15 protein-coding genes are annotated in these 17,534 nt (G+C 66.9%); 6 read left to right on the forward strand and 9 right to left on the reverse strand.

From position 1 onward, the window contains the following. The 4 genes from FBY30_RS00325 to FBY30_RS00340 form a co-directional block, all read right to left on the reverse strand. A complete protein-coding gene (locus FBY30_RS00325) occupies positions 1–1,239 on the reverse strand; it encodes a L,D-transpeptidase (protein ID WP_142130650.1) in 1,239 nt (412 codons plus the stop codon). Between the two features lie 65 nt (positions 1,240–1,304). Then, a complete protein-coding gene (gene ahcY, locus FBY30_RS00330; protein WP_142130651.1) occupies positions 1,305–2,771 on the reverse strand; it encodes an adenosylhomocysteinase in 1,467 nt (488 codons plus the stop codon). Between the two features lie 90 nt (positions 2,772–2,861). Then, entirely contained in the window at positions 2,862–3,089 is a 228-nt protein-coding gene (locus FBY30_RS00335) for a Trm112 family protein (RefSeq protein WP_142130652.1), read from the reverse strand. 79 nt (positions 3,090–3,168) lie between these two features. Next, positions 3,169–3,555, reverse strand: a complete 387-nt coding sequence (locus tag FBY30_RS00340; protein ID WP_142130653.1) for a DUF3499 domain-containing protein — start codon at positions 3,553–3,555, stop codon at positions 3,169–3,171. Positions 3,556–3,674: 119 nt separating this feature from the next. Between FBY30_RS00340 and FBY30_RS00345 the strand changes: the two genes are divergently transcribed. Continuing rightward, positions 3,675–4,187, forward strand: coding sequence for a metallopeptidase family protein (locus FBY30_RS00345; RefSeq protein WP_142130654.1), 513 nt, complete (start codon positions 3,675–3,677; stop codon positions 4,185–4,187). A 9-nt stretch (positions 4,188–4,196) separates the two neighbouring features. Here the strand turns inward: FBY30_RS00345 and FBY30_RS00350 are convergent, their stop codons facing one another. From FBY30_RS00350 to FBY30_RS00360, 3 genes are read right to left on the reverse strand one after another with little or no spacing between them, the layout of a single operon-like run. Then, positions 4,197–5,903 carry a DUF5719 family protein gene (locus FBY30_RS00350; protein WP_142130655.1) on the reverse strand — a complete coding sequence of 569 codons (1,707 nt, stop codon included), beginning with the start codon at positions 5,901–5,903 and terminating at the stop codon, positions 4,197–4,199. After that, positions 5,896–9,270 (reverse strand): glycosyltransferase, encoded by a 3,375-nt coding sequence (locus tag FBY30_RS00355; RefSeq protein ID WP_200830736.1) that lies wholly within the window; start codon positions 9,268–9,270, stop codon positions 5,896–5,898. The genes FBY30_RS00350 and FBY30_RS00355 overlap by 8 nt, the downstream gene beginning before the upstream one ends. Before the next feature lie 29 nt (positions 9,271–9,299). After that, a complete protein-coding gene (locus tag FBY30_RS00360; RefSeq protein WP_142130657.1) occupies positions 9,300–9,833 on the reverse strand; it encodes a WhiB family transcriptional regulator in 534 nt (177 codons plus the stop codon). Positions 9,834–10,225: 392 nt separating this feature from the next. Here FBY30_RS00360 and FBY30_RS00365 point away from each other — a divergent pair, with 392 nt between their 5' ends. Continuing rightward, positions 10,226–10,927: a TIGR03089 family protein gene (locus FBY30_RS00365; RefSeq protein WP_142130658.1), complete on the forward strand. Its 702-nt coding sequence runs from the start codon at positions 10,226–10,228 to the stop codon at positions 10,925–10,927. An 11-nt stretch (positions 10,928–10,938) separates the two neighbouring features. Here FBY30_RS00365 and FBY30_RS00370 read toward each other — a convergent pair whose 3' ends face one another. Continuing rightward, positions 10,939–11,499 (reverse strand): GtrA family protein, encoded by a 561-nt coding sequence (locus tag FBY30_RS00370; RefSeq protein ID WP_142130659.1) that lies wholly within the window; start codon positions 11,497–11,499, stop codon positions 10,939–10,941. A gap of 175 nt (positions 11,500–11,674) precedes the next feature. On the opposite strand from FBY30_RS00370, the gene FBY30_RS00375 reads away from it, so the two are divergent. The 4 genes from FBY30_RS00375 to manA are packed head-to-tail and all read left to right on the forward strand — an operon-like array spanning position 11,675 to position 16,411. Then, complete coding sequence (locus tag FBY30_RS00375) at positions 11,675–12,871, forward strand: 5-(carboxyamino)imidazole ribonucleotide synthase (RefSeq protein WP_142130660.1); 1,197 nt, start codon at positions 11,675–11,677, stop codon at positions 12,869–12,871. Then, positions 12,868–13,449, forward strand: coding sequence for a 5-(carboxyamino)imidazole ribonucleotide mutase (gene purE / locus FBY30_RS00380; protein ID WP_142130661.1), 582 nt, complete (start codon positions 12,868–12,870; stop codon positions 13,447–13,449). Before FBY30_RS00375 ends, purE begins: the two co-directional genes overlap by 4 nt. A gap of 10 nt (positions 13,450–13,459) precedes the next feature. Next, positions 13,460–15,112 (forward strand): LCP family protein, encoded by a 1,653-nt coding sequence (locus tag FBY30_RS00385; protein WP_142130662.1) that lies wholly within the window; start codon positions 13,460–13,462, stop codon positions 15,110–15,112. Positions 15,113–15,166: 54 nt separating this feature from the next. Further along, the gene (gene manA / locus FBY30_RS00390; RefSeq protein WP_142130663.1) at positions 15,167–16,411 is read left to right on the forward strand and encodes a mannose-6-phosphate isomerase, class I; all 1,245 of its coding nucleotides are present in this window, start codon (positions 15,167–15,169) and stop codon (positions 16,409–16,411) included. A gap of 70 nt (positions 16,412–16,481) precedes the next feature. Here manA and FBY30_RS00395 read toward each other — a convergent pair whose 3' ends face one another. Next, the gene (locus FBY30_RS00395; protein WP_142130664.1) at positions 16,482–17,534 is read right to left on the reverse strand and encodes a lipid II:glycine glycyltransferase FemX; all 1,053 of its coding nucleotides are present in this window, start codon (positions 17,532–17,534) and stop codon (positions 16,482–16,484) included.

Consider the following 17,534-nt stretch of genomic DNA (forward strand, 5'->3'; position numbering starts at 1 on the left):
TTAGTTGTCGTATTCGCTCCACGGGATATTCCAGTCGCCAAAACCGTCGGTGTGCGCCGCGTAGTCACCTTCGGTATTGATGATCTGGACCACGTCCCCGGTTCCCATGTTGTCGAAGACCCAGGCCGCTCCGTCCGGCAGGAAACCTATGCAGCCGTGGGACACGTTGGTGTTGCCGATGTACGGATACGCGGACTCGAGCGCCTGGTGGATGTAGGCCCCGCTGAGCGTGAGGCGGATGGTGTATTCGACGTCCGCCTCACCGTAATAGGCGGGGTCGCCGGGCTTCAGGCCGATGCTCGCCGCCCGGAAGTGGTCAAAGCGGTTCTTCTCCATCAGCACCGCGAATCCCTTGGCCGAGGGGAACCGCTTGTCCCCCATGCTGACGGGCAGAGTCTTCACGGGCTGGTCATTGACGCTCAGCGTAAATGTATGCGCGGTGGCATCGGCGATGGCTACCTTCTTGTCCCCGATGGAGACGTTCACCTTTTTGTTGAAGTTGGCGATCTGGCCGTTCCCAAGGTCAACGCCGAAGAGCTGCATGTCCATGGTGATGGTGGAGTTGGCAGCCCAGAAGTTCTCGGGGCGGTACCGGACCATGGTGTCGCTGTACCAGTGGAAAGCCCCGGCCTGCCCTGCCGTGGTGGTGATCTTGATGGCCTTCTCCACTGCCGCACGGTTGGTGACGGGCTCGCTGAAAATGATCTGCAGGGGCTGGCCCACACCCACCTTCATGCCGTTCAGGGGGTAGATGGCGGCGTCGGCCTCGTGCGAGCTGGACACGGTATTGAAGGACTGGGTGGTGCTTGTTTCGCGTCCTGCCGAGTCCTTGACCACGTAGGTGTAGCTGTACTCGGTATCGAACTCAAGGGGCCCGGTGGCGGACCACGCCGTCCCGCTGGGGTCGATGCTGCCGTCAATGCTCTTCCCGGCCGTGCTGGCGAGGGTGACGCGCTGGATAATTCCGTTGCCCACCTTGAGGGAAACCGGCGCGGCCGGGTTTACCTGCTTGGCGCCGTTGGCGGGGACAGCATCGAGGGCCACCGGCGGCACAACGGGGGACGCGATTCCCGGGGATGTCCGCAGCGCGGAGCCTGCTTCCGATTCCAGGGGTCCGCCGGCAAGGCCCGGAGCGACGGCGGCGAAAACCCCGCCCACGGCAGCCAGGACACAGACGGCAACCACGGCAAGGATTTTCTTGGTCTTCCCCCGGCGACGGGGCTTTACATCAGACTCCATGTTTTTGATCCTACGTGCAGAAAATAACGGCCCGGGCGCTTGTCCAGCGCCCGGGCCCTTACGTCTCAGTAACGATAGTGCTCGGGCTTGTACGGGCCCGCGACGTCGATGTCCAGGTATTCCGCCTGGTCCTTGGTCAGCTCCGTGAGTTCAACGCCCAGGGCAGCCAGGTGCAGCCGGGCCACCTTCTCATCCAGGACCTTCGGCAGGACGTAGACCTTGTTTTCGTACTCGTGCTGGTCCCGCTTGGTCCACAGCTCGATCTGCGCAATGGTCTGGTTGGCAAACGAGTTGCTCATGACGAACGACGGGTGGCCCGTGGCGTTGCCCAGGTTGAGCAGCCGGCCCTCGGACAGGACGATGATGGAGCGCTCCGCGTCAGTTCCTTCGTCGAAGACCCATTCGTGGACCTGCGGCTTGATTTCAACCTTCTTGATCCCGGGGATGCGGGACAGGCCGGCGATGTCGATCTCATTGTCGAAGTGGCCGATGTTGCCCACGATGGCCTTGTTCTTCATGCCGGCCATGTGCTCAGCCAGGATGACGTCCTTGTTGCCGGTGGTGGTGATGAAGATGTCGCCCTGGGCCAGGACCGATTCCAGCTTGGCCACCTGGTAGCCGTCCATGGCTGCCTGGAGCGCGCAGATGGGATCGATCTCGGTCACGATGACGCGGGAGCCCTGGCCGCGCAGGGCTTCCGCCGCGCCCTTGCCAACATCGCCGTAACCGCAGACCACGGCCACCTTGCCGCCCATGAGCACATCGGTGGCACGGTTGATGCCGTCGGGCAGGGAGTGGCGGATGCCGTACTTGTTGTCGAACTTGCTCTTGGTCACGGAATCGTTGACGTTGATGGCAGGGAAGAGGAGTTTGCCCTGGTCCGCTAGCTGGTACAGGCGGTGCACACCCGTGGTGGTTTCCTCGCTGACGCCCTTGATGGTGGCGGCAGTCCTGGTCCACTTCTGCGGGTCGGCGGCAAGGGAGCGCCGGAGCACGTCGAGGAAGATGCCGTACTCTTCGGAATCCTCGGGGTCGGCGGAGGGAACGTTGCCCACGGCCTCGAACTCGACGCCCTTGTGGACCAGCATGGTGGCGTCGCCGCCGTCGTCAAGGATCATGTTGGGGCCCAGCTCGGGATTGGACTCGGCGCCGGGCCAGGTAAGGATCTGCTCGGCGGTCCACCAGTATTCCTCGAGGGTTTCGCCCTTCCATGCGAACACCGGGACGCCCTGCGGGTCCTCGACGGTGCCCTTGCCCACCACCACGGCCGCCGCGGCCTCGTCCTGGGTGGAGAAGATGTTGCAGGACGCCCAGCGGACCTCGGCACCCAGCGCGGTGAGGGTCTCGATCAGCACAGCGGTCTGCACCGTCATGTGCAGGGAACCGGCGATCCGGGCGCCCTTGAGCGGCTGCGAGGGGCCGAACTCCTCACGGAGGGACATCAGGCCGGGCATTTCGTGTTCCGCGAGGCGGATCTGGTGGCGGCCGGCTTCCGCCAGGGAAATATCGGCAACCTTGTACTCAAAAGTCATGGGTGGTCCTTTGCTTGGTCCGGGTCCTGGTCCAGTCCCCGTTCTGCTGTTTCTGTGATAACCAGTGCAGGTGAAGCTGATACAGGTGGATTACTGCCCTGCTGCAGCGGAATCGTGCTGGTCCGAACCTGCCGAGGCTGCTGCGGCGAGCAGTTCCGGAGGCAGCAGCAAAGGGATCCCGTCCTCGATCGCGTATCGGTTCTTCACGCCCGTGTCCCCGGCGGCAGTGGCCACCAGTTCCTCCCCCTCCTGGACCAGGGGCGAGCCGGTCACGGGGCAACGCAGGACGGACAACAGCTCGGGGCTGATCTTTGGCATTTGTTCATGCTCCCTGGCGGGCGCGCTCGCGCCGGTAGCGGAAAAGATGTGCAGGTTCCAGCGTACCGCCAGATGCGGGTCAGGAAGGTTCGCGGAGGATCCGCAGGTGGCCGCGGCGCGCCCCGTCCGTGCCTGCCGGAGCTTCCAGTGCCGAATGGTGGCCGCGCTGGGCGGGCGGCTGCGCCTCCGGAGGCAGGGCTGCGGCGTCGCGCACTGCATTTGCCAAGGCAAGCAGGTCATCGGGCCCGGGCTGCTGTGGAGTGGACGGCATTGCCAGGCGAAGTACTTCCCAGCCGCGGGGAACCGTCAACGAATCAGCATGCTGCTCGCAAAGGTCGTAGCAGTGCGGCTCGGCGTAGGTGGCCAACGGCCCCAGGACCGCGGTGGAGTCTGCATAAACGTACGTCAGGGTGGCTACCGCCGGCTGGCGGCAGGCAGACCTTGAACACTGACGGATAGCTCCCACGACATCACAGACTACCCCTTCACCGACCAAAAGCTGCGCATTGCCGGCCCAATCAGACGCGCCCTGGGCAGCCGGGAGGATGTATCGCGTAAATCCTCCCCCGGGTTTACAGTCGATGTATGCAGTCATCGAACCATGAATCAGGTTTTTCGGTCCGGTTGGCTGACCCGGATGCCCCAGCGGCAACGGGCGTGGGAACCGCCGGCAGGAGCTTCTTCAGGCGGCGCCGGAACCGCCACGGGCGCGGCCTTCGGGGCGAAGTGATGTTGCCGACGCATCCGGGCTACCGGACGCGCGGCGACCGCTTTGACGACATGGTGCTGGACTCCGCCCAACGGTTGCACGACATCTGGGGCAAAACGCTCGACGGCGTCAGGTTCGGTGTGGATGAGATTCCGCCGGACCTGGAACAGCTTGCCGCCAACGCCACCCCTGCACCCATGGGCGCCTATACCCCCGCCGCGGGAGAGGACGGGCCCACGATCACTGTGTACCGCCGGGTGGTGGAGCAGGCATGCTCCAGCGTGGAAGAGCTCCAGGACCTGGTGCACGACGTGGTGGTGGAGCACACGGCGGAAATGCTGGGTGTCGCGCCGGAGACGCTGGATCCGGTGTACCGCCGCCGCTACTGAACGCGCAGCCTAGTAGCCCAGGGCGACCGGGACCGTTTCCTGGCCGGCAGCGGCAGCAAGGAAAGCCAGGGACGAGACGTCGTTGCGTCCGTCCTGGCCCACCAGTACCGCCCCGTAGGCGGCGTCGCCGGAGGCGGAAACCACATAGCCCACGACGTCCACCCCGTCAGCCTGTTCCGGAATGCCGATGGTCGCGGTCGTTCCGCCCGCAATGTCGGCGGTGGCGGCTGCACGCACCTTTCCATCGGCAGTGATGGGTGCATACGTGATGTTGGCCCTGGTGTCCAGCGCCCCGAACACCAACTGGCGTTGGCCGCCCTTGGGGACGGGAACCACGTGCTGGCTGCCAAGCCGCACGGCCGACGGCGCCCAAGCAACATCCGATGGCTGTCCTGCCTGCAGCCCGCGGCCCATGCGTGCGGCAGCAACAAAGGAGACGTCGGATGAGGCCGCCACGGTGTACTGGCCGGCGGGTACACCGGCCAGGGAGACCTCGGTGGTGGACCCAGCCTTCGCGGTGATGACGCCGCCGGAGGGAAGGGCGTGCTGGCCGTCCCGTCCGTAGAGCTTGATTTCCACCACTGCATCGGCGGCGCCGGGAACTGTCAGCTCGAGGGCCGGGCCGGCATCCTTGTAGGCGGCCTGGGCCGTCAGGGCAGCAATCCCCGCGGGGTCCTGGATATCCACCCCCGTCATCACCTGGCGGACAGCAGGGGCGGTCCCTGGGCTAATGAAATCCACGCCGCCCGGAGTGAGGCCGCGCAGTACGCTCTGTTGGATGGAGGCGGCCACCGGGCCACCGGCGCTGCGGACGTGCACGCTGAGGCTCGGCTCGTTGGGTGCCAGGCCGGCCAGGACCACGCTGCGGGTGCTGCCGGGGGCAACCAGCAGTCCACGGCTGCCCGGCGCCTGGATCTGCCCGCCGGAACCAAAAAGTTCAAGGCTCACTGTGGCGGGGGTACTGGAGGCGTTGGTCAGTGCCAGCACGGAGGTCCGGCCGACGGTGGTGCTGGCACCTGCCAGCCATTGGTCGTTGGAAGGTTGCGCGCAGGTGGCAGCAGCACTGCCCTGCAGGTCACCATCCTTGGCGGTGTACTTCATTGCGGCGGCGGCCGAGGCATTCTGGTTGGCCACGGCCTTGGCAGTGAGGACGCTTACCTGGTCCACCACACGGTCCGCGGCCACTCCGGCAAGCAGCTCCTGGGGTGCGGCGGCAGTAGGTGCCGGACCAGGGTCCTTGGAGATTTCGAGGGCGCCCTCACCATCCAGGCGCGCGAGCCTGCTTCCAGGAAGCACACCTCCGGCGCTGAGCACGGCGGCACTGACCTTCGTTGCCGCAGTGGCGGACTCAGGCCGGAACTGGGCGTCGGTGCCGGCGTCGGTTCCCGCCAGCAGCCGCGCAGGGCCGGGGCAGACGCCAATACTGGCTCCTGCCGGGACGGCGGCTTCCGTGGGCGGCACTGTCCGGGTGGATACGGGCCCGGCCATTAGCGACCCTCCGGCCACCAGTGCTCCGCCACCGGCGAGGATGAGGACGCCTGCGGCAACTCCGGCCACAGAGGCCGCCCGCCCCTTGCCACCTGGCACACGTGTGGCGCCGCGGCCGGATGTCTTCCTGCCTTTGCCGGACGCTGTTTGGGGCGTTTCACCGGCCCGGACCTGCATTTCTCCCTCGGCGGAAGGATCGCCGGCGGCCGGCGGGGTGTGCTCATGCATGTTGGTGTTCCTTACGCAGGGAGCCCTCGTCACGCGAGATACCGGTCCGCGGGCGCCGGGCCGGCATGGGGATTGCCAGGATGACGGTCAGCCCGATCACCGTGATCTGGGCGGCGGCAGCCCAGAATGACCACGGGTTCTCGTATCGGACCGTCAGCTGCCCGGCCGATGCCGGAAGCGTGAAGGCCTGGGACCAGCCGTCCGTTGTGGAGGTCAGCTTCCGGCCGTCGAGCCAAGCGCTCCACCCCGGATCGGCCCGTTCTGCAAGCACCACCAGCCGGCCTTCCGGCCCAGCAGGGACGGCGGCATCGACGTCATCGGTTCCGGAGGCGACCAAAGCGGTGGCCGCGCCGCGGGGATCCACGATACGGACGCGATGGGCCACGTCAGCAGCCTGCAGAACCGGCTGGTTCAGTGGGCTGATGCGCCAGAGCCAGCCCACGTCGGTCTGTCCCACGGCGACAAGCCCCGGGACGGCATCCATCCGGCTGGCGGTGAGCTGGGCTGCGGTGTCCGCGGCACGCAGCACCACGAATCCAACCCCGAGCTGTTCCAGGTCGGCGCGTGGATCCACACCCTGACCCGCCACAAGGGTGGCCACCACGCGGCGGACCGCCGAGGTGACATCGTCGTCGCCACGCACCTCCTCGGCACCCGGCGCACCGATGATGTTCCGCGCAGAGGCGATGGCGGAGAGACTGTCCAGCGTGGTGCCCGCACCACGCATCAACGACGCGTTGAAGGTGCCGTCCTCTCCAGTGCTGAGCAGGAGGGTCCGGGTCTGTTCAGGCCCGGTCCCCCGGTCGACGGCGGTGGCGGGCAGGGAGCGTGCGTTGGAGGCTTCCACCAGGCGCGGCGTGCCCAGGGCTCCCCCGTTCCCGGAACCTGTTGGCGCGGGGGCAGCAACGCTTCCCTGGGATGCGATGGCCTGGGCGGCGCCTGTCCCGGCCGGACGCAAAAGGTTCTGCGCCGACCAGGCAGCCATCCCGGCCAGCGGCCCGGCCAGCACCACTACCAAGCCCAGCGCCAGCCCTGTGCGCGCCGCCCTTCCGGTCTTCGCCGCGGTGCCCGCTGACCGGTCCGCTGTGGACAGGAGTTGCTCGGCTCCGAGGAGTGCCGCCGCAAGGAGGGCAAAGGACGCGGCGGACACCGCCGGACCGGTGAAAGGCGTTACCAGGACGCCGGCATTAAAGCCTGTGGCGACATGGCTGCTGAACCAGCCGGCGGCCAGGGCGACGAGCGCCACAATCCAGAAGCATCGGGCAACACGGGCCCGGCGTCCTGCGCTGAAGAGTCCCACGATGGCAAGGGCCAGCACCGGCCCCGCGATGAGCAGGGCGAGCAGGAGGGCCCAGGGCACGGTCCCGCCGGTAAAGGCGGCCAGTCCCTGGAGGCCGGCAGCGGGGTCGAATGACAGGGGCTGGCCCAGGACCTGCTGCCACAGCGGGGCGGCGTCGAATCCCAGGGGCAGCCCGGGATCGGCCAAAACAGCACGCGGCCTGTCGAGTGTGGACAGTGCAAACGGGATAAACAGGGCTGCAGCGGGCAGCAACGCCCACCACACGGTGCGCCCCCGCCGTCCCAGCAGCAGGCCGCAAAGCACGATGGCCACGGCAGCCGGGATCAGCAGGGAGGGCGCCGCGGCGGTAGTGACCGCCAGGGCCAGGCCCGCGGCTGCCGCCGCCGTCCACGAGGGCATGCCGTTGACCCCTGCCTTGGCCGGTGCCTGTTCACTCGGGTTGTGTCCCGGTGATGTGCCGGCTTCGAACCTGCCGTGTCCCACCGCGCAGCCCGTAGCCCGCAGCAGGCCAAGTACCACCAGCGGCAGCATGATGTGCGCAATCAGCGCACCCACCCGGCCCTGGTTAAGTGCGGCCTGGAGCGCGGGGGCCGCTGCCCAAAAGAGCGCCGCCACCAGGCGGAGCCGCCGGCGAACCGTCAGCCCGCCCGCCGCGAACCATGCCGTGAGGCCGGACAACGGGGCACCGAGCAGCAGCAGCCAGGCCATGGCGGGGTTGGCGTCGCCGCCGCCCAGGACTCCGATGATCCACAGCACGTAGTCGAAGGGATCGCCGCGGCCGGGAAGGCCCGCTCCCAGGCTGATCCACCAGTTGGAGGCGTTGTGCCAGATATCCCCCAGGCCCGCGGAGACGGGAATCAGGGCGCCGCCGGATACCGCTCCCGCCCGGAACAGTCCCGCGAGTGCAAGGAGCGAGGCCACGGATGCGATGATGACGGCGGCCAGGGCACCGTTGCCCACCCAGCCGCGTTTTGTGGTGGCCAGGGCAGCGAAGTCATCTGCGGCGTCACCGGTGGGTTGGTGCGAAAACGGATCCTGTACGAGGTGGTCGGCACCGGACCCGTCGGATCCCAGCGCCTCCATCAGCGACCGGCGGTGGCTCCACACCTCGCGGCGGGGGGTTTGCAGCTTGCGGATGACAGACCGGCGGATCCGGCGTGTCCGCCTGGCTGCCCGCCGGGCCTTGGCCACGGCGCCGGGCCTGCCCAGTGCGGCGCACGTGGCGAAAAGCTGGGAAATCCCGTGGCCAGGGTCCTTGACCACGATACTCAGGACCAGCTTGAAGAGGCTGCCCAGCAAGGCACCGATGCCGTGGACAGGCACCATCCAGAGCGGGCTGTGCTTCAGGCGCAGGTGAACCTGGGCCTTGCGCGCCGCCGAGGGGTTTCCGAGGGCATGTGGACGATGCGCCACATGGAGCATCCGGGCTGCCGGGACCACCACCACACGGTGGCCTGCAAGGCGGTTCCGCCAACAGAAGTCAACGTCGTCTCCGCTGCCCGGCAGGGCGGGGTCGAAGCCGCCCAGTTGGTCCCAGACATCCCGGCGCACCAGCATGCCTGCGGAATTGACGGCAAAGGTATCGGTACGGCCGTCATACTGGCCCTGGTCCATTTCATCGGCGTCGATCAGGGTCAGACGCTCCGCCCACCGGCTGGTGGAAAGCCCTACATCAATGAGTCTGCGCGGGGAATGCCAGTCCAGTTGCTTGCAGCCGGCAACGGTGACCGAGGGCGCACGCTCCACGGCACCCAGGAGTTCGGCAAGGGCTTCGGGCGCGGGTGCGGCGTCGTCGTGCAGCAGCCAGATCCACTCGGTCCTGCCACCATCGCCGTCCCCGTGCACGGGAACCAGCTCCGCGAGCGCAGCGGAGACGGCTGCGCCCATGCCACCCTTGCTCCGGGGCTGGCTGAGAACGTTGGCTTCACCCAAAGCCTCCCGCAGGAGGCGGCAGGAGTCGTCGCCGGACCCCGTGTCCACCCCCACGGCACGGTCAACGGGCCGGGTTTGGGACGCCAGGGCTGAAAGGGTTCTGGGCAGATAAGCACTGCCGTTGTGGGCAACCACAACGGCAGTGACATGCACATCCTGAAGAATTAGATTGCTCGCTTCCTAAGCCGCCGGCGCTCACGCTCGGAAAGGCCTCCCCAGATGCCGAACCGTTCGTCATTGGCCAGCGCGTACTCCAGGCACTGCGACCGCACGTTGCAGGCCCCGCAGACCTTCTTGGCATCGCGGGTGGAGCCGCCCTTCTCGGGGAAAAAGGCTTCCGGATCCGTCTGGGCACACAAAGCGTCCGTCTGCCAGCCCAGTTCGCCCTCGTCGTCGAAATCCTGCTGCAGCGGCAGCCCGATCCACACCGGCTGGGTGGTACCGGCCGCAGCCAGCTCCATGGGCGGATCGAGGTCGTCTTCCGGCTCGGCGCCGCCGTCAAGGAGGGCCTCGTGCGCCGCGAGGAACGCTGTTGCCTGGTCCTCGAGGACGCTGGTGGAATTCCTGTTGTACCGGTCCGCAGCATCAGGATCAGCGGGATCCACGTACCAATCGCTTGGCACCCCCCGCGCACGGTATTTTGCCGTTGCCTGACCGGCCACGACGGCATCTTCCTGGATACGCTCTGCTTGCCCCACGGCGACCCTCCTGATGGTTCAGCCACTGCCTGGATACATGGACACTCGGTTGTGTGCCGGTATTTACGCAATTGCTTTAGTTACCTAATTACACGTGTGTAACTAGGGTGAGTCAAGCCGTTGCCGGGATAATAGACAGTCGAAGCCGGGAAATTCGCGCACGCCACGCCCGGGTTTCCCCACCGGCCGGGCGTGGCGGATGGATATGGTGTGGATTTTGCGGCAGAAAAGCCGTCCATCCCGTGTGCTGGCGGGGAAAATACCCGCTATCCCCCGAAATAGCAAGCACGCTTAGCAATAAGGGTGATTAACATCACCATCCACCCGGCCAGCCTCACCGTCGTCTCTGCAGCTGGATATCCAGGGGATTCGGACAGTGGCAGGATGAACGCATGACATCAATCCCCGCGCTCGAACTCACGGCAGGCCTCCGCTCCGGCAACTCCACGGCACCACGCCTGACCTGGTACGGGCCTGACTCGGAGCGGGTGGAACTGTCGGGCCGGGTCTTGGACAACTGGGTTGCCAAGACGAGCAACCTGCTGCAGGACGAACTGGACGCGGAACCCGGCATGCGGCTCCGGCTCGCGCTTCCGGCCCACTGGAAGGCTCTGGTCTGGGCACTGGCCGGTTGGCAGCTGGGACTGGAAACAGTGCTCGACGACGGCCAGGCGGACTTCCTTGCCACTGACGATCCTGCCGGGTCCGACGGACAGTACGACGCCGTCGTTGCCGTTGCCCTGCCGGCCCTCGCCATGCGCTGGGGCGGTGACCTTCCGGCCGGTTGCCTCGACTATGCCGCCGAAGTGCGGTCACACGGGGACGTGTTCATGCCGCACGCCGATCCTGATCCGTCATCCCGCGCTGTGCTGACCAGCCAGGGACGAAGTGTCCTGCACCAGGACCTGATCACCGGTTTTGCCGTGCCGCATACCGAAGGCGCCAGGCTGCACGTTCCGGCCGATGCCGGACTTGAAGCTGTACTGGCCAATGCGCTGGGAGCCTGGCACCAGGGCGGCTCAGTGGTGTTGACCCATCCCGATGTGGCGCTCACGGACAAGCTGATGGCCGACGAACGGATCCACGGAAGCTAGCAGCCGCCGGCCTAGGCCTGCGGGCCGCCGTCGGCCGGCGTTGGTGCCGGGCGTTCCGCGGCACCCGCGGGCTGCTTGTGGGGGTGCGCTTCGATGATTTCGTGGTCGTGGGAAAACTCCGGTTCCTGGTCCAGTTCCTGGTTGAACACCAGGAAGCGGTAGGCGAAGAAGCGCACAACCGTGGCAACCAGGATGCCAACCACGCCCGCAAGGAACAGCAGGTTCTTGTCGTCGATGCCCATGCCGTACTTGGCCAGGGCGGTAAACCCGGTGGAGATGCCAATGCCGATGCCGTTGATGATCACGAACATCACGAACTCGCGGAGCACGTTGGCCTGCCGCCGATGACGGAAGGTCCAGAAGCGGTTTGCCACCCACGAGAAGATCGTTGCCACGGTGGCACCCACGAAGCGTGCCTTCGCCTCGCTGTCAGACATGGGGCCGTGCATCAGGTAATAGGTCAGGCCGTTATCGATGACGAACGCCACACCGCCCACCGCACCAAACTTGGCCACCTCGCGCCAAAAAAGTGAGGCAAGCCCCCGGATACGATCTGCAAGTGCGCTAAACATGACCCTCCATGGCCGTGACGAACTGTGGGCCACTCGGCCAAAGGTCCATTTTAGCCCCAAAGGCTCAAAGCGGCCCCCCGAATGCAGGAGCGGGGTGCCCCTGCCACCGAAAATGTCCATCCCCCGTCGGGCCGCAAAAGCGTCGATCGGCCCCGTCTTCGGTAGGCTGGCACATGTGACTTTTCCAGTGATAGGCGTGGTTGGCGGCGGCCAGCTCGCGCGAATGATGGCCCCTGCCGCTACAGCCCTCGGCTTTGAACTCCGCGTCCTCGCCGAGGGTGAGGACGTGTCCGCAGTATCGGCAGTACCCACCACGCCGGTGGGCGACTACAAGGATCTGCAGACGCTCCTGGACTTTGCCAAGGGCCTGGACGTGATGACGTTCGACCACGAGCACGTGCCCACGGACCACCTCCGCGCACTGCAGGAGGCCGGAGTCAACGTCCAGCCCGGACCGGACGCCCTGGTCCACGCCCAGGACAAGCTGGTCATGCGTGCAGCCATCGACCGGCTGGAACTGCCGAACCCCGCCTGGGCATCGGTGGCCGACGTTGACGCGCTGGTGCGCTTCGGCGAGGAGATCGGCTGGCCCGTTGTCCTGAAGACCCCGCGCGGCGGATATGACGGCAAGGGCGTGCGGATCGTTGGCTCGCCGGAGGAGGCCGCCGAGGCGGCCGACTGGTTCGCCGCAATGAGTCCCCTCCTGGCCGAGGCCAAGGTTGAATTTACCCGCGAGCTGTCCGCCCTCGTGGCCCGGACTCCCGACGGCGAGGCCCGTGCCTGGCCGGTGGTCCACACCATCCAGGTGGACGGTGTCTGCGACGAGGTGATTGCTCCCGCGCTGGACATCCCGCTGGAGGTGGCGGCCGCCGCGGAGGACGCCGCCCTGCGCATCGCCGCCGAACTGGACGCAACCGGCGTCCTCGCCGTGGAACTCTTCGAAACGCCGGGCAGCGGAGCGGGGTTCCTGATCAACGAACTGGCCATGCGGCCGCACAACACCGGCCACTGGACCCAGGACGGCTCCATCACCAGCCAGTTCGAACAGCACCTCCGTGCCGTCCTGAACCTGCCGCTGGGCGCCACGGACGCGCTGGCTCCCGTGACGGTGATGAAGAACTTCCTGGGCGGGGAGAACCAGGACCTGTACTCCGCCTACCCCATGGCACTCGCCGCCGAACCCGCCGCGAAAGTCCACTGCTACGGCAAATCGGTACGTCCGGGACGTAAGATCGGCCACGTCAACCTGGTGGGAAGTTCCACCGCGGAGGTGGACTCGGTCCGCCGCCGCGCCACAGCCGTGGCCGGCATCATCCGTGACGGACGGGTTTCCACCGAAGAACCTGCTGCGATTTTCGAGGAGAAGGCATGAGCGCCGAAGCCACCCCCGCCGCATCCGGCACCAGCCCCTTGGTGGGCCTGGTCATGGGCTCCGACTCGGACTGGCCGGTCATGGAGGCCGCGGCGGACGCCCTGGCCGAATTCGGCATACCGTTCGAAGCGGACGTGGTCTCAGCCCACCGGATGCCCACGGAAATGATCCGGTACGGGCAGACGGCGCATGAACGCGGCCTGCGGGTGATCATCGCCGGCGCCGGCGGTGCCGCCCACCTCCCGGGCATGCTCGCAAGCGTCACGCCGCTTCCCGTCATTGGCGTCCCGGTTCCCCTGAAGACCCTTGACGGGATGGACTCCCTGCTGTCCATCGTCCAGATGCCGGCCGGGGTTCCGGTGGCCACGGTCTCCATCGCCGGAGCACGGAACGCCGGGCTCCTGGCCGTTCGGATGCTGGCGTCGGGCACGGACGAGCTCGCCGCCTCCCTGCGTGCTGACCTCCTCGACTTCGCCGCCGACCTCAACGCCGTCGCCTCCCGCAAGGGCGCAAACCTGCGGCAAAAAGTTAGCGAAGTCTTCCCGGACGGCTCCGGCGCTCTTCGGGGCAGCCGTTAGGGCGGCGGGCATGGCCAGCAGCAGCAGCAGCGTGCTCAATACCGGGTCCGGGGCGTCCCTGACAGACCCCGTGCGCTACCCGGTCAGCGCTTCCTCCCCGGTCCGTACAAAGCGCGCCTTCGTACTGGTCCTGCTGACGCTCCTGGTACCGGGCAGCGCGCAGCTGGTGGCGGGCGACCGGAAGCTGGGGCGGACCGCGCTGCGCATCACGCTCTGTGTGTGGGCCATCCTGCTGCTGGCAGTGGTCCTGCTGCTGCTGGACCGAAGCATGGTCATCAGCATCGTGACCAACCCGGTCACGTCGCTGGTGCTGGTGGTCCTGCTGGCTGCGCTGGCCCTCGGCTGGGCATTGCTGTTCCTCAACACCCTGAGGCTCATCCGCCCCGTCCTGCTGGCACCGAAGGCGCGCCCCGCCGTCGGCATCGCCCTAGTGGTTGCCCTGGTCCTGGGCAGCGGGTCCATGGGTTATGCCGCCTATCTGCTGAATGTGGGCCGCAATGCCATCGGCAACATCTTCTCGTCCGGCCCGGCGATCAAACCCGTGGACGGGCGCTATAACTTCCTCATGATGGGCGGCGACGCGGGCGATGACCGCACCGGCCGCCGTCCGGACAGCCTCTCCGTGCTCAGCGTGGACGCCGAGACCGGCCAGACCGCCATCATTTCGGTCCCTCGAAACTTCCAGAACGCGCAGTTCAGCGAGGGCTCCCCCATGCGCGCCCTCTACCCCGACGGCTACAACTGCGGCGACGAATGCCTCATCAACGCCATCAACACAGAAGTCACCAACGAGCACGCCAACCTCTACCCCGGCGTGGCGGACCCGGGCGCGCAGGCAACCATGGAAGCCGTCTCCGGAACACTCGGCATGCAGATCCAGTCCTACGTCCTGGTTGACATGCAGGGCTTCTCTACTCTGATCAATGCCATGGGCGGTATCCGGATCAAGGCCGGCGGGTGGGTTCCCATGAGCGGCTATTTCGACGAAACCACCAAGACCCACGGGATGCCCCTCGGCTGGATCCCGGCCGGCGACCAGACTCTCAACGGGGACCAGGCACTCTGGTACGGACGCTCGCGCGAATACGTTGACGACTACTCCCGCATCCAGCGCCAGCAGTGCGTGCAGCAGGCCATGCTGAAACAGCTCGATCCCACTACCCTGCTGTCCAAGTTCGAAGACATTGCCAGCGCGGGAACCAAGGTGGTGGAGTCCAACGTCTCTTCCGCCCAGCTGGGCAGCTTCCTGGACCTCGCCATCAAGGCACGGGGCAAGGACGTCAAGCGGCTCACCATCGGCCCGCCGGACTTCGACCCGTCCTTCTCCACCAACCCGGATTTCGACCAGATCCACGAGCGGGTGGATCAACTGCTGGCACAGGCATCCGCAAAGGGCGCACAGTCCGCAGGCATTCCCGACGACGGCACGGCAGTTCCAGCGGCAGGCGCCGGACATGTCCAGGCGGCAGGGTCCATCCCCGCCACCCTGCCCACGGGCGGCAACGCTGCCCAGCAGCCCTCGCCGTCGGACTTCACCCCGGTGACCACCACGCCCGACGGTGAGCCGATCACCGAAGAGATGCTCACCCAGCTCAAGCTCGAAGGCAACGAAGAGGCCATCCGCCAGCTCGTGGCCACCAACGGACAGTGCCGCCCGCTCTAGCGGCAACGGCGGCCGCCCAAGCATCAATGCCCATCCACAAGGAACGGAACGGTTTTGTACGAGATTGAAAACGTCCTCCGGGACTACGCCTGGGGTTCGACGACGGCCATCGCCTCGCTGCTGGGCCGCCCCGAGTCGGGGGGCCCGGAAGCCGAATTGTGGATCGGCGCCCACCCCGACTCGCCGTCGGTGGCGCACGTGCCGGAGGACGGTACCCGGAGCCCGCTCGATGCGCTGATCTCGTCAAACCCGGAACATTTCCTGGGCGCGGAGTCCGTCTCCGCTTTCGGCCCCCGGCTGCCGTTCCTGGCCAAGATCCTGGCGGCCGCGCAGCCGCTCTCCCTCCAGGTCCATCCGAGCCTGGAGCAGGCGCGCGAGGGATTTGCCCGGGAAAACGCCGCCGGCCTGGATGCCCATGCTCCGAACCGGAACTACAAGGACGACAACCACAAGCCGGAGATGATCTTCGCGCTGACTCCGTTCGAGGCGCTGTGCGGGTTCCGTCCTGCCGCTGAAACCCGGGAAGTCTTCCAGCACATCGCCCATGCCTTCCCCGAGGGAACCTCCTCCCCCGCGCTGGTCCAGGCCCTGATTGACGATCTCGCCGCCACGGACGAAGGCGCAGGACTGCGCCGGGCCTTTGAGCGGCTGATCACCGGCGGCCAGAAAGTGGCGGAGGATACCGCCCTGTTGGTCGAAGCACTGCTGTCGCGCGCTTCGCTCGAGCCGTACCAGGCCGAACTGGGCACCGTGATCAGCCTCAACGAAAAGTACCCGGGCGACCCCGGCGTGCTGATCTCGCTGTTGCTGAACCGGATCTCGCTGAAGCCCGGCGAAGCGGTCTACCTTCCCGCCGGGAACGTGCACGCCTACCTGCACGGGCTGGGCGTGGAGGTCATGGCCTCCTCGGACAATGTCCTGCGCGGCGGCCTGACGCCCAAGCACGTCGATGTCCCGGAGCTTTTGAACACCATCGATTTCCACCCCGTGGCCGTGCCCATGCTGGACGCAGAGAAGACGGTGATGGACCAGGAACTGTTCCGTCCCCCGTTCAAGGAGTTCCAGCTGCAGCGCATCGAGCTGGGACCGGATTCGGGCCCCGTACCCCTGGCGCAGTCCGGGGCCGCAGTGGTCATTGTCGTGGCCGGCGAGGTGTACCTTGACTCACCCAAGGGCGACCTGCAGCTGTCACGGGGCAGGAGCGCGTTCATCGCGGCCGCGGAAGCCCCCATCAACGTCCACTGGGTGGCCGGAAGCGGGGAACCTGCGCTGGCCTTCGCCGTGACCACCGGGCTCTAGCCAACGGCAACAAGAAGGGCGACTCCGGCACCCGCGTGGGTGCCGGAGTCGCCCTTCTTTTCTGGTTCAGTCAGTTGCCCGGACGCAGCTTCCGGACCAGGGGCAGGACCCGCCCGGCTGCGTCCTTCACCAGCCGGCGCCCCTGCTGGAGGCCCTTGCGCGCCAGCGGCATGGCTTTGGCGTAGGCAGGGTAGAAGGGCGAGAGCGGCCTCTCCCACGTGCCCAGCAGCATGTTCTCGTGCCGGGCGAACTGCTTCTTGAAGTCGGAGATGCCGTCGTTGAGCAGGCCGTTGAAGTCGTACCGGTTGCAGCCGTCCTCGCGCATGGACTGCAGGGCCGCCCACTTTACGCCGTAATTGACGCGCTGCTTCTGTCCTTCTGCGGAGACGCCGCCGTAAAGCTCGAAGGCGGTGGTACCGCTGCGCGACAGCCACGTGAACGCCAGCAGCTGCTCGCCGTCGAACGCTCCGATGATGGGCGAGGCGTCCCCGAGGTTGTGGAAGATGTCGCGGTAGTACTGGTCCTCGTGGATGCCGAAGCCCGCACGCTCGGCGGTCTGGTGGTAGATGGCCAGGACCTGTTCCAGCTCGGAATCGTTCTTCACCTTGCGGAACTCCACGTCACTGCGCATCGCCTTGCGGATGTTGGCCCGCGTGGACTTGGACATCTCCGCCATCAGCTCGTCGTCGGTCCGGGTGAGGTCAAGGATGAGCGTGCGCGGGATGAGCACCGTGTTGGTGGACTCGCGGAACCCGGCGGCGGCCACGGCGCCGGCGAAAGCGGAGTCCCGGTCCCAGTCAGGTTCGATGCTGAGGGCCACGCCCCGGTGCCGGAGGGCGTGTTCGGCCAGCCGGTTGAGGACCACCTGGGTGTGCTCGACGGAGCACATGGGGCCGCGCGGAATGTAGACCAGTGCACGGAAGGGGAAGGGAAGGCTGCGGACCAGCAGCTGGGCGCCACCGATGGTTTCGTCCCCGGCCTTGACCAGGACCCGGTCCACGGACCAGCCGTGTGCCGCCTTGGTCTCGCCCCAGCCCCACAGCTGCTGCGGATGCCCCTGGAACCGGTCAACGTGCTCGTCCCAAAGGGCGCGGTCAGTACAGGGCACAACAGCAGGAATCAT

The organism is Arthrobacter sp. SLBN-83 (assembly GCF_006715285.1).
In the GTDB taxonomy this organism is placed as follows: Bacteria; Actinomycetota; Actinomycetes; order Actinomycetales; family Micrococcaceae; genus Arthrobacter.

Bases quoted from the DNA above. Each gene is read 5' to 3' on its own strand.
- FBY30_RS00385 (WP_142130662.1), top strand. From the start codon at position 13,460: ATGGCCAGCAGCAGCAGCAGCGTGCTCAATACCGGGTCCGGGGCGTCC.
- FBY30_RS00325 (WP_142130650.1), bottom strand. From the start codon at position 1,239: ATGGAGTCTGATGTAAAGCCCCGTCGCCGGGGGAAGACCAAGAAAATC.
- ahcY (WP_142130651.1), bottom strand. From the start codon at position 2,771: ATGACTTTTGAGTACAAGGTTGCCGATATTTCCCTGGCGGAAGCCGGC.
- FBY30_RS00370 (WP_142130659.1), bottom strand. From the start codon at position 11,499: ATGTTTAGCGCACTTGCAGATCGTATCCGGGGGCTTGCCTCACTTTTT.
- FBY30_RS00335 (WP_142130652.1), bottom strand. From the start codon at position 3,089: ATGCCAAAGATCAGCCCCGAGCTGTTGTCCGTCCTGCGTTGCCCCGTG.
- FBY30_RS00350 (WP_142130655.1), bottom strand. From the start codon at position 5,903: ATGCATGAGCACACCCCGCCGGCCGCCGGCGATCCTTCCGCCGAGGGA.
- FBY30_RS00395 (WP_142130664.1), bottom strand. From the start codon at position 17,534: ATGATTCCTGCTGTTGTGCCCTGTACTGACCGCGCCCTTTGGGACGAG.
- purE (WP_142130661.1), top strand. From the start codon at position 12,868: ATGAGCGCCGAAGCCACCCCCGCCGCATCCGGCACCAGCCCCTTGGTG.
- FBY30_RS00365 (WP_142130658.1), top strand. From the start codon at position 10,226: ATGACATCAATCCCCGCGCTCGAACTCACGGCAGGCCTCCGCTCCGGC.
- FBY30_RS00345 (WP_142130654.1), top strand. From the start codon at position 3,675: ATGCAGTCATCGAACCATGAATCAGGTTTTTCGGTCCGGTTGGCTGAC.